Here is a 12,214-nt window from a genome sequence, read left to right as displayed (position 1 = left end):
ATGAAGTGGAGGAGGGCACATCAGCCTCGCAGGAAATTTTGCAGCAGCGCGTGGCCATGCTCCGACAGGATCGATTCGGGATGGAACTGCACGCCATGCAAATTGAATTCCTTGTGCTGCACGCCCATGATTTCGCCGTCGTCGGTCCAGGCCGTGACTTCCAGGCACGCCGGCAATGACGCGCGCTCGATGGCCAGCGAGTGATAGCGGGTCACCGTGTACGGACTCGGCAAATCCTTGAATACGCTCACGCCAGTGTGCGCGATCAGCGAGGTCTTGCCGTGCATGACTTCGCGCGCCCGGATCACCTTGCCGCCGAATGCTGCGCCGATGGCCTGATGGCCGAGGCACACGCCGAGGATAGGAATCTGGCCGGCAAAGCGTTGCAGCAACGGCACCGAGACACCGGCTTCCTGCGGCGTGCACGGTCCCGGCGAGATGCAGATATGGTCCGGCTTCATCGCCGCGATGGCGTCGAGGGTGATGGCGTCATTACGTACCGTGCGCACGTCTTCGCCGAGTTCGCCGAAGTACTGCACCAGGTTGTAGGTAAACGAATCGTAATTGTCGATCATTAGCAGCATGTCAGATCTCCCCGTCCAGGCCATCTTGTACTTGTTCCGCTGCGCGTAATACCGCGCGGGCCTTGTTCTCGGTTTCCTGCCATTCCATTTCAGGCACCGAATCGGCGACGATGCCGGCGGCGGCCTGCACGTACAACATGCCGTCCTTGATGACGCCGGTACGGATTGCAATCGCCAGATCCATTTCGCCACCGAACGACAGGTAACCGCAGGCACCGCCGTAGATGCCGCGCTTGGTCAGTTCGAGTTCGTCGATCACTTCCATCGCGCGTACTTTCGGCGCACCCGACAGCGTGCCGGCAGGGAAGGTCGCCCGGAGTACATCGAGATTCGACAGGCCCGGCTTGAGCACTGCTTCGACGTTCGAGACGATGTGCTGCACATGCGAATATTTTTCGATGACGAACTTGTCGGTGACCTTCACGCTGCCGGTGTCGGCGATGCGGCCCAGGTCATTGCGGGCCAGGTCGATCAGCATTACGTGCTCAGCGATTTCTTTCGGGTCGGCCAGCAATTCGGTGGCCAGTACGGCGTCGCTTTCCGGCGTCGATCCGCGTGGACGCGTGCCGGCCAGCGGACGGATCGTGACCTTCATCTGGTCGGCATTGATGCTCTCGTTACGGACCAGAATTTCCGGCGAGGCACCGACAATTTGCATGTCGCCGAAGTTGTAGAAGTACATGTACGGCGACGGATTCAGCGAGCGCAAGGCGCGATACAGGCTCAGCGGCGAATCGACATAGGGCTTGCGGATGCGCTGGCCGATCTGTACTTGCATCAGATCGCCGGCCATCACGTATTCCTTGGCCTGCGCGACCGCTTTCAGGTAAGCGTCGCGCGGAAAATCGCGGATGCTTTCGGTGCGCACCGAAGCCGACGTGACCGGTGCGTCGACCGCGCGGCGCAGCATCGCGCGCAAGTCCTTGAGCCGTTGGCGGGCGGTCGAAAACGCTTCGGGCCGGGTCGGATCGGCATAGACAATCAGGTACAGTTTGCCGGACAGGTTATCGATGACGGCCAGTTCCTCGGTCACCATCAGCTGGATATCGGGCAGTCCGAGATCGTCTTTCGGCGTCGAGTCGGCCAGCCGTTTTTCGATGTGACGTACCGTGTCGTAGCCAAAGTAACCGGCCAGTCCGCCGCAAAAACGCGGCATGCCCGGACGGATCGCTACCTTGTAGCGGGCCTGGAATTGTTCGATGAAGTCAAGCGGATTGCCGGTGATGGATTCAGTGACCTTGCCATCGACGAGGACTTCGGTCAGCTGGCCATGGCTGCGCATGATGGTCGTCGCCGGCAAGCCGATGAACGAGTAGCGTCCGAAGCGTTCGCCGCCGACGACGGACTCGAGCAGGAAGGTATTCTTTCCGGCGCTTTGGGTTTGTGCGAGCTTCAGGTACAGCGTCAGCGGGGTTTCGAGATCGGCGAAGGCTTCGGCGATCAGCGGGATACGGTTATAGCCTTGCGTGGCAAGCGATTTGAATTCGAGTTCGGTCATGGTGCTCTCCAGGCCGCCCGGTTATCGGGACGGCGGGTTCTCGGGAAACGTTGACGCCCGCAGGCGAAATCAACGGCGAATCGGGGACAGTTCAGTCCGGGATTTGCCAGCCTCGCCACAGCCAGGCCTCGGGAGCGCTGGTGAAGCAGGCGTGTGTTTTTTTAGCGAGAAGCATGAGTGAGAGTAATCAGTAGAAGGTCAGTGAGAGATCAGGCCAGCTGCTTCCAGCAGCGTCTGGACTATACCATCCGAGTCAATTGACTGTACAGGTTCGCCATGGTTGTAGCCGTAAGGAACGGTCAGTACATGGCAACCGGCGGCACGGGCTGCGCGGGCATCGTTGGATGAATCGCCAATGGCCACGACTTGCGCGGGGGTGATGTCGAAGTCGGCGCAGACTTGCAGGAACGGGCCGGGTTCGGGCTTCCTGGTGGGCAGCGAGTCGCCGCCGTAGACCAGCTCGAAATACTCGCGCAGTCCGGTTTTTTCCAGCAGCGGCAGTGCAAAGGCGATTGGCTTGTTGGTCACGCAGGCCAGCCGGATCTGCTGGTGACGCAGTTGTGCGAGGCCTTCATAGACCTGGTCGTACAGGGTGACGTAATCGCCATTGATGGCCAGGTAATGGTGTTGATACGATGCCAGTGCGGTATCGAAATGGCGCTTGACATCCTGCTCGTTGTAATCGACGGCCAGTACGCGGCGCATCAGGTTTTCTGATCCTTTGCCAACGAAGCTTTTGATCAGTTCGAGGTCCAGCGGGGCGAGCGAGAGTTCCGCGCGCATGCGATTGATCGCACAGTGAAAATCCGGTGCGGTATCGATCATCGTGCCGTCGAGGTCGATGATGGCGGCGCGGATGCCGGAGAATTTCATGCGCCAGCCAGTTCGGCGCGCATGGCATCGATGACGGTTTTGTAATCCGTTGCGCCAAAGATTGCGGAGCCGGCGACGAAGGTGTCCGCACCCGCCCTGGCCGCGGCGGCGATATTCTCGATCTTGATGCCGCCATCAACTTCGAGCAGGACCGTGCGTCCGGATTCATCGATCAGCTTGCGCACTGCAGCGATTTTTTTCAGCGCTTCCGGAATGAAGGACTGGCCACCGAAGCCGGGGTTGACCGACATGATCAGGATCAGGTCTATCTTGTCCATCACATGCTCGAGAAAATGCAACGGTGTTCCCGGATTGAAGACCAGTCCGGCCTTGCAGCCGTTGTCACGAATCAGTTGCAGCGTGCGATCGATGTGTTCCGACGCTTCCGGATGGAAGCTAATGATGTTGGCACCTGCTTTGGCGAAATCAGGAATGAGGCGATCGACCGGTTTCACCATCAGGTGCACGTCGATCGGTACTTGTACGTGCGGGCGGATTGCTGCGCAGACCAGCGGGCCGATGGTCAGATTGGGAACGTAATGGTTATCCATCACGTCGAAATGGATGATGTCGGCACCGGCGCTGACGACGTTACGCACCTCTTCGCCAAGACGGGCAAAGTCGGCTGACAGGATGCTGGGTGCGATGTGGTAAGTTGGCATGGTTATCAATTCAATGGAGGTGCGGCATTTTAACCCTGTCGTGCTTGCTAAGCGGTGAGGCGTTCGTCAAAATGTCCGGTCACTCCGGCGACCAAACCTGCCGGAGCGATGTGATCTATTTCCAACCAGCCGAGGACCATTCATGGCAGCAGCGTACGAATTCACCGTTACCGTCAGAACGCAATATCTGGCGGAGCAGTCCGAGCCGGAACGTTCGACCTTCGTATTCGCCTATGCGGTAACGATCAAGAATACGGGGCAGATTCCAGCGCAGCTGATATCCCGGCACTGGGTGATTACCGACGGCAATAACCATATTGAAGAGGTGCGTGGACTCGGCGTAGTCGGCCATCAACCGCTGCTGGAACCAGGGCAGGCATTTGAATACACCAGCGGTGCAACGCTGGCGACGCCTCAAGGATCGATGCGGGGCGAATACTTTTGTGTCGCGCAGGACGGCGAACAATTCCAGACCGTGATTCCTGAGTTCGTGTTGTCGTTACCGCGCACATTGCATTGAATTAAGTCTCGTCTTCCTTTTTGGGTGCTTGCGGTTTCGATGGCGGGCGACGTGCTTTCGGGCCCGAGTACATCGTCCACCAGACGATAAAGATCAGCAAACATCCAGCGACACCAGCTTCCAACAGTAACAGCCACATAGCAGATCATCTTTCATGTCATCAAAACGTCTTAGCTTACTCGCTTCAGTTTCCCTGTTTGCCTTCATTCTGGCCGGTTGCGTTACTACTCCACCTGAACCGGCGGTCGCCGTCCCAGTGCCTGTCGTGCCTCCAGCAGGTCCCAAAGGTGAGATATTACGCCCGGTTAATTTTTCAACTTTGCCTGGCTGGGACAAGGATGATCAGCGTGAAACCTGGCCTGCCTTTCTGGCATCGTGCGAAGTGCTGATCAGGAAAGCCGACTGGAAGGAACCTTGTACGATCGCACAGGATGTCAATGTGTCCGACTTGCAGGCGGTACGGGCGTTCTTTGTTGCCTTCTTCGTGCCGAATCAGGTGTTTAATGCCGATGGTTCGGAATCAGGACTGGTGACGGGGTATTACGAACCGCTGCTGCGCGGTGCGCGCAAGCGCGGCGGGATCTATCAGACGCCTCTTTACCGTGTGCCGGATGACTTGCTGACGATTGATCTTGCCGGGGTGTACCCGGAATTGAAAGGCATGCGCTTGCGCGGACGGATCCAGGGAAACAAGGTCGTGGCGTATTACCCGCGCGCCGATCTGACCAAACCCGGGGCCATGTCGGGAAAGGAACTGCTGTGGGTCGATGATCCCATTGAAGCTTTTTTTCTGCAGGTACAGGGTTCGGGCAGGGTGAAATTTGCCGATGGCAGTTCGGTTGTCCGGGTTGCATATGCCGATCAGAATGGGTACCCGTATAAATCTATCGGTCGCTATCTCGTTGATCGTGGCGAGCTGACACTCGACCAGGCATCGGCGCAGGGAATTAAGGCGTGGTACAGCGCGCATCCGGAGCGTCAGCAGGAATTGCTGAATGCAAATCCAAGCTATGTGTTTTTCAAGGAGGAATCGATTTCTGATCCTCGCAAAGGACCGAAAGGCGCGCTTGGAGTGCCATTGACCCCGCAGAGGTCGATTGCTGTTGATATTCAATTTATTCCGTTGGGAGCGCCGGTGTATTTGTCTACCACCCAGCCCAATAATCCTGCAGTATTGCAGCGTTTGATGATGGCGCAGGATACGGGCGGTGCGATCAAGAATGCGGTGCGTGCCGATTACTTCTGGGGTTTCGGTGCCGAGGCCGGTGAAAAAGCAGGAAAAATGAAGCAGCGCGGAATGATGTGGGTGCTATTGCCAAAGTCCCCGGCGAACAACGCCATGATGAAATGAAGATTTTCCCGTTGAACTTATATGGAGATGGCAGAACGCGATGATTTACGAAAACATACTGGTTGAAACACAGGAGCGGGTAGGGGTAATCCGTCTGAATCGTCCGAAGGCGCTCAATGCATTGAATGATCAGTTGATGGATGAGCTCGGTAATGCCTTGGCTGCTTTTGATGCCAATGACGACATCGGCTGCATCGTACTGACGGGTAGCGATAAGGCGTTCGCGGCAGGGGCCGATATCGGGGCGATGGCCAATTACAGTTATATGGACGCTTATAAAGGTGATTACATAACTCGTAACTGGGAAAGAATTCGTACTATCCGCAAGCCTGTCATCGCAGCAGTCGCTGGTTACGCGCTGGGAGGGGGATGTGAATTGGCCATGATGTGCGATTTTATTATCGCAGCTGAGAATGCCAAGTTCGGCCAGCCGGAAATCAAACTGGGAACCATGCCCGGTGCTGGAGGAACGCAGCGATTGCCTCGTGCGGTTTCAAAATCAAAAGCCATGGATTTGTGTTTGACGGCGCGGATGATGGATGCCAGCGAGGCGGAGCGGGCCGGTCTCGTTTCCCGTGTCGTTCCTCTCGATAAATTGTTTGATGAAGCGATTGCTGCAGCGATTGTGATTTCGAGCATGTCACTTCCTTCTGTAATGATGATCAAAGAGTCGGTCAATCGGGCTTATGAGGTGAGTTTGTCTGAAGGCATACTTTTTGAACGCAGGATGTTCCACAGTACTTTTGCTACCGAAGACCAGAAGGAAGGAATGAAAGCTTTTATAGAGAAACGCTTGCCAAGTTTCCGCGGGATTTGATATAGTTCGGCTCCCGTCGAAAGGCGGGAATTGCAGGGGTTCGGAAGGTGATTGCGGCAAGTGATGTGGCAGCGACGTTAGCGCAAGAAGGCGACGGAACTGGGGTTTTGCTGGAAATTAAAAGCAGAACGCGCCAACGAAAAGGTTGACGCCAACATCGCAAAGCAGCATAATCTCGTTTCTCTGCAGCAGACAAACAAAACGCTTTGTCAGCAGCACACAAGACGGCACGGTCGGTGAGGGTAATCGAAGTGTTGTGGATGGTGCGGTAAGTTCTTTAACAATTAACAGTTGATAAGTGTGGGCACTTGGTGGAAGTGCACTGTGGTGACTTAGGTTGCTACGGAGTCTTTACATATAAGCAAGTGCTCACGAAGAAATATAGGAAAGATTGAAAGATTGATCCTGTCAGTATTTTGAGTGAGCGACCGGTCAGCGATGACCATGTCCGAGAGGACATAAAACACAGAGATTAAACTGAAGAGTTTGATCCTGGCTCAGATTGAACGCTGGCGGCATGCCTTACACATGCAAGTCGAACGGCAGCACGGGGGCAACCCTGGTGGCGAGTGGCGAACGGGTGAGTAATATATCGGAACGTGCCCTGGAGTGGGGGATAACGCAGCGAAAGTTGCGCTAATACCGCATACGATCTACGGATGAAAGTGGGGGATCCGCAAGGACCTCATGCTCGTGGAGCGGCCGATATCTGATTAGCTAGTTGGTAGGGTAAAAGCCTACCAAGGCGACGATCAGTAGCTGGTCTGAGAGGACGACCAGCCACACTGGAACTGAGACACGGTCCAGACTCCTACGGGAGGCAGCAGTGGGGAATTTTGGACAATGGGGGCAACCCTGATCCAGCAATGCCGCGTGAGTGAAGAAGGCCTTCGGGTTGTAAAGCTCTTTTGTCGGGGAAGAAACGGTTCATCTTAATACGGTGGGCTAATGACGGTACCCGAAGAATAAGCACCGGCTAACTACGTGCCAGCAGCCGCGGTAATACGTAGGGTGCAAGCGTTAATCGGAATTACTGGGCGTAAAGCGTGCGCAGGCGGTTATGTAAGACAGATGTGAAATGCCCGGGCTCAACCTGGGAACTGCATTTGTGACTGCATGGCTAGAGTGTGTCAGAGGGGGGTAGAATTCCACGTGTAGCAGTGAAATGCGTAGAGATGTGGAGGAATACCGATGGCGAAGGCAGCCCCCTGGGATAACACTGACGCTCATGCACGAAAGCGTGGGGAGCAAACAGGATTAGATACCCTGGTAGTCCACGCCCTAAACGATGTCTACTAGTTGTCGGGTCTTAATTGACTTGGTAACGCAGCTAACGCGTGAAGTAGACCGCCTGGGGAGTACGGTCGCAAGATTAAAACTCAAAGGAATTGACGGGGACCCGCACAAGCGGTGGATGATGTGGATTAATTCGATGCAACGCGAAAAACCTTACCTACCCTTGACATGGCTGGAAGCTTTGAGAGATCAGAGTGTGCTCGCAAGAGAACCAGTACACAGGTGCTGCATGGCTGTCGTCAGCTCGTGTCGTGAGATGTTGGGTTAAGTCCCGCAACGAGCGCAACCCTTGTCATTAGTTGCTACGAAAGGGCACTCTAATGAGACTGCCGGTGACAAACCGGAGGAAGGTGGGGATGACGTCAAGTCCTCATGGCCCTTATGGGTAGGGCTTCACACGTCATACAATGGTACATACAGAGGGCCGCCAACCCGCGAGGGGGAGCTAATCCCAGAAAGTGTATCGTAGTCCGGATTGTAGTCTGCAACTCGACTGCATGAAGTTGGAATCGCTAGTAATCGCGGATCAGCATGTCGCGGTGAATACGTTCCCGGGTCTTGTACACACCGCCCGTCACACCATGGGAGCGGGTTTCACCAGAAGTAGGTAGCTTAACCGCAAGGAGGGCGCTTACCACGGTGGGATTCGTGACTGGGGTGAAGTCGTAACAAGGTAGCCGTATCGGAAGGTGCGGCTGGATCACCTCCTTTCTAGAGCATGCGCGGAAGCCCTGTGTCCACACTTATCAGCTGTTAGTCGAGAGAAGAACAGCAAGCAGTAAAAACAAGCAAGCGATGACAAGGAAGTGCACGAGAGTGTGGTGATATGTCGTGGTGAAGTGGCGCGGGTTCAAGCGGGTCTGTAGCTCAGTTGGTTAGAGCACCGTGTTGATAACGCGGGGGTCGTTGGTTCGAGCCCAACCAGACCCACCAAGACAGAGTAGGGTGGTAAGCAGCAAGTAGTTAAGCAGTCAGTGAAACACCTGGGGGGTTTAGCTCAGCTGGGAGAGCACCTGCTTTGCAAGCAGGGGGTCGTCGGTTCGATCCCGTCAACCTCCACCAGAGACATAAAAATGCAAACCTAAGTACAGGTGGCGCGCAGCGCCACAAGGTCTTTAGGTTTGGTTTTTTATAACAAGAAACCATGAGCTGTTCGCTCTTTAACAATTTGGAAGAAGTAAAGATTTATCAGTGTCGATGAGACTCGTGAAAGCGAGAATTAAAGGCGCTGGTGGGTAGTGATTGTAATCAACAAACATGGATTCAACATGCTTGCATCTAGCTGGACCGCGCAAGCGGTTACAAAGGTGCAAGTGCATACGTAGTACTCAGTTGTTCTAACCGTCTTTGTGTCACCGGTGCATTTCGAAAGAAAGACGCTGGTGGTACAGAGGTCAACGTTATAGGGACAAGTGACTAAGTGCACATGGTGGATGCCTAGGCGATATCAGGCGATGAAGGACGTAGTAGCTTGCGATAAGCTGCGGGGAGCGAGCAAACACGCTGTGATCCGCAGATTTCCGAATGGGGTAACCCGGCCTTAATGGTCATTGCAACCTGAATACATAGGGTTGCAAAGCGAACGCGGCGAACTGAAACATCTAAGTAGCTGCAGGAAAAGAAATCAACCGAGATTCCCAAAGTAGCGGCGAGCGAAATGGGAAGAGCCTGCAAGATCTAGCATGAGACATAGTGGAAGCCACTGGAAATTGGCGCCATAGTGGGTGATAGCCCCGTACACGAAATGTCTGGTGTGGAACTAAGCTTGCGACAAGTAGGGCGGGACACGCGAAATCCTGTCTGAAGATGGGGGGACCATCCTCCAAGGCTAAATACTCGATATCGACCGATAGTGAACCAGTACCGTGAGGGAAAGGCGAAAAGAACCCCGGAAGGGGAGTGAAATAGATCCTGAAACCGTGTGCATACAAACAGTAGGAGCGGACTTGATCCGTGACTGCGTACCTTTTGTATAATGGGTCAGCGACTTACATTCAGTGGCAAGGTTAACCGTATAGGGTAGCCGTAGAGAAATCGAGTCCGAATAGGGCGTTCAGTCGCTGGGTGTAGACCCGAAACCAAGTGATCTACTCATGGCCAGGATGAAGGTGCGGTAACACGCACTGGAGGTCCGAACCCACTAATGTTGAAAAATTAGGGGATGAGCTGTGGGTAGGGGTGAAAGGCTAAACAAACTTGGAGATAGCTGGTTCTCTCCGAAAACTATTTAGGTAGTGCCTCTTGTATCACCATCGGGGGTAGAGCACTGTTATGGCTAGGGGGTCATCGCGACTTACCAACCCATTGCAAACTCCGAATACCGATGAGTGCGAGCAAGGGAGACAGACGTCGGGTGCTAACGTCCGGCGTCAAGAGGGAAACAACCCAGACCGCCAGCTAAGGTCCCAAAGATTGGCTAAGTGGAAAACGAAGTGGGAAGGCTAAAACAGTCAGGATGTTGGCTTAGAAGCAGCCATCATTTAAAGAAAGCGTAATAGCTCACTGATCGAGTCGTCCTGCGCGGAAGATGTAACGGGGCTAAGCCAGTCACCGAAGCTGCGGATATTAACGTCATTTATGACGTCGATATGGTAGGAGAGCGTTCTGTAAGCCTGCGAAGGTGTCTTGTAAAGGATGCTGGAGGTATCAGAAGTGCGAATGCTGACATGAGTAGCGATAATGGGGGTGAAAAGCCTCCACGCCGTAAGCCCAAGGTTTCCTGTTCAACGTTCATCGGAGCAGGGTGAGTCGGCCCCTAAGGCGAGGCAGAGATGCGTAGCTGATGGGAAGCAGGTTAATATTCCTGCACCGTCGTATGATGCGATGGGGGGACGGATCGCGGAAGGTTGTCCGGGTGTTGGAAGTCCCGGTCCTTGACTTGTAGAAGGCATCTAGGTAAATCCGGGTGCGTAATTCAAGGGGTTGAGGCCAGCTTATTTATAAGCGAAGCAATCGGAAGTGGTTCCAAGAAAAGCCTCTAAGCTTCAGTCATACGAGACCGTACCGCAAACCGACACAGGTGGGCGAGATGAGTATTCTAAGGCGCTTGAGAGAACTCGGGAGAAGGAACTCGGCAAATTGGTACCGTAACTTCGGGATAAGGTACGCCCTTGTAGTTTGACCTCCCTGCGGAGGAAGGACGAAAGGGTTGCAATAAACTGGTGGCTGCGACTGTTTAATAAAAACACAGCACTCTGCAAACACGAAAGTGGACGTATAGGGTGTGACGCCTGCCCGGTGCTGGAAGATTAAATGATGGGGTGCAAGCTCTTGATTGAAGTCCCAGTAAACGGCGGCCGTAACTATAACGGTCCTAAGGTAGCGAAATTCCTTGTCGGGTAAGTTCCGACCTGCACGAATGGCGTAACGATGGCCACACTGTCTCCTCCCGAGACTCAGCGAAGTTGAAATGTTTGTGATGATGCAATCTACCCGCGGCTAGACGGAAAGACCCCATGAACCTTTACTGTAGCTTTGCATTGGACTTTGAACCAATCTGTGTAGGATAGGTGGGAGGCTTTGAAGCGGGGACGCTAGTTCTCGTGGAGCCAACCTTGAAATACCACCCTGGTTTGTTTGAGGTTCTAACCTTGGTCCGTTATCCGGATCGGGGACAGTGCATGGTAGGCAGTTTGACTGGGGCGGTCTCCTCCCAAAGTGTAACGGAGGAGTTCGAAGGTACGCTAATTACGGTCGGACATCGTGATGATAGTGCAATGGCATAAGCGTGCTTAACTGCGAGACTGACAAGTCGAGCAGGTACGAAAGTAGGACATAGTGATCCGGTGGTTCTGTATGGAAGGGCCATCGCTCAACGGATAAAAGGTACTCTGGGGATAACAGGCTGATTCCTCCCAAGAGTTCATATCGACGGGGGAGTTTGGCACCTCGATGTCGGCTCATCACATCCTGGGGCTGTAGCCGGTCCCAAGGGTATGGCTGTTCGCCATTTAAAGTGGTACGTGAGCTGGGTTTAAAACGTCGTGAGACAGTTTGGTCCCTATCTGCCGTGGGCGTTGGAAATTTGAAGGGGGCTGCTCCTAGTACGAGAGGACCGGAGTGGACGAACCTCTGGTGTACCGGTTGTCACGCCAGTGGCATTGCCGGGTAGCTAAGTTCGGAAGAGATAACCGCTGAAAGCATCTAAGCGGGAAACTTGCCTTGAGATGAGATTTCCCAGGAACTTGATTCCTTTGAAGGGTCGTTCGAGACCAGGACGTTGATAGGCTGGGTGTGGAAGTGCAGTAATGCATTAAGCTAACCAGTACTAATTGCCCGTAAGGCTTGTCCCTATAACCTTGATGGGTTAGAGACGACGAGTATGGCGTATGCGATTGTTGATGCATCACGCCCGCTAACTGCACACTGAAGATGATTTCAAGGTGTGTGTTGTACTTCTTTACTTCTTCCGAATTGCGTCCCCTGAGGGAGCCAGATCAACGGCCCCCACAGAGGATTCTACAAGTTAAGCCTGATGACCATAGCGCGTCGGTACCACCCCTTCCCATCCCGAACAGGACCGTGAAACGACGTTGCGCCGATGATAGTGCGTCAACACGTGTGAAAGTAGGTCATCGTCAGGCTCAGTTACATGCAGCAAACAAGAAGGCCCT

General features: G+C 54.2%; 7 protein-coding genes, 2 tRNA genes and 3 rRNA genes. 8 read left to right on the top strand and 4 right to left on the bottom strand.

Annotated elements, in window-relative coordinates:
• Window positions 1–20 precede the first annotated feature (20 nt).
• The 4 genes from RHM62_RS00060 to rpe all read right to left on the bottom strand — a co-directional run bounded on the left by RHM62_RS00060 (window position 21) and on the right by rpe (window position 3,617).
• Window positions 21–584, bottom strand: coding sequence for an aminodeoxychorismate/anthranilate synthase component II (locus RHM62_RS00060; protein WP_322123585.1), 564 nt, complete (start codon window positions 582–584; stop codon window positions 21–23).
• Window position 585: 1 nt separating this feature from the next.
• Entirely contained in the window at window positions 586–2,082 is a 1,497-nt protein-coding gene (gene trpE, locus RHM62_RS00055) for an anthranilate synthase component I (protein ID WP_322123584.1), read from the bottom strand.
• A gap of 198 nt (window positions 2,083–2,280) precedes the next feature.
• Entirely contained in the window at window positions 2,281–2,955 is a 675-nt protein-coding gene (locus tag RHM62_RS00050) for a phosphoglycolate phosphatase (protein ID WP_322123583.1), read from the bottom strand.
• A complete protein-coding gene (rpe, locus tag RHM62_RS00045; RefSeq protein ID WP_322123582.1) occupies window positions 2,952–3,617 on the bottom strand; it encodes a ribulose-phosphate 3-epimerase in 666 nt (221 codons plus the stop codon). Before rpe ends, RHM62_RS00050 begins: the two co-directional genes overlap by 4 nt.
• A gap of 142 nt (window positions 3,618–3,759) precedes the next feature.
• On the opposite strand from rpe, the gene apaG reads away from it, so the two are divergent.
• From apaG to rrf, 8 genes are all read left to right on the top strand, one after another.
• On the top strand, window positions 3,760–4,137 hold the full coding sequence (gene apaG, locus RHM62_RS00040) for a Co2+/Mg2+ efflux protein ApaG (protein WP_322123581.1): 378 nt from the start codon (window positions 3,760–3,762) through the stop codon (window positions 4,135–4,137).
• Window positions 4,138–4,291: 154 nt separating this feature from the next.
• Window positions 4,292–5,488: a murein transglycosylase A gene (locus RHM62_RS00035; RefSeq protein ID WP_322123580.1), complete on the top strand. Its 1,197-nt coding sequence runs from the start codon at window positions 4,292–4,294 to the stop codon at window positions 5,486–5,488.
• Window positions 5,489–5,528: 40 nt separating this feature from the next.
• Complete coding sequence (locus RHM62_RS00030) at window positions 5,529–6,305, top strand: enoyl-CoA hydratase (RefSeq protein ID WP_322123579.1); 777 nt, start codon at window positions 5,529–5,531, stop codon at window positions 6,303–6,305.
• 474 nt (window positions 6,306–6,779) lie between these two features.
• Window positions 6,780–8,312 (top strand): 16S ribosomal RNA (locus RHM62_RS00025).
• 145 nt (window positions 8,313–8,457) lie between these two features.
• Window positions 8,458–8,534: transfer RNA gene (locus RHM62_RS00020), tRNA-Ile, on the top strand.
• Between the two features lie 53 nt (window positions 8,535–8,587).
• Window positions 8,588–8,663 (top strand) — tRNA-Ala (locus RHM62_RS00015).
• Window positions 8,664–9,007: 344 nt separating this feature from the next.
• Window positions 9,008–11,893, top strand: a 23S ribosomal RNA gene (locus RHM62_RS00010).
• Between the two features lie 178 nt (window positions 11,894–12,071).
• Window positions 12,072–12,184 (top strand): 5S ribosomal RNA (gene rrf / locus RHM62_RS00005).
• The 16S, 23S and 5S rRNA genes sit together here with 2 tRNA genes alongside, the layout of an rRNA operon.
• Window positions 12,185–12,214 lie beyond the last annotated feature (30 nt).

The organism is Actimicrobium sp. CCC2.4 (genome assembly GCF_034347385.1).
In the GTDB taxonomy this organism is placed as follows: domain Bacteria; phylum Pseudomonadota; class Gammaproteobacteria; order Burkholderiales; family Burkholderiaceae_D; genus Actimicrobium.
This window is presented reverse-complemented; position numbering and strand designations above follow the sequence as displayed.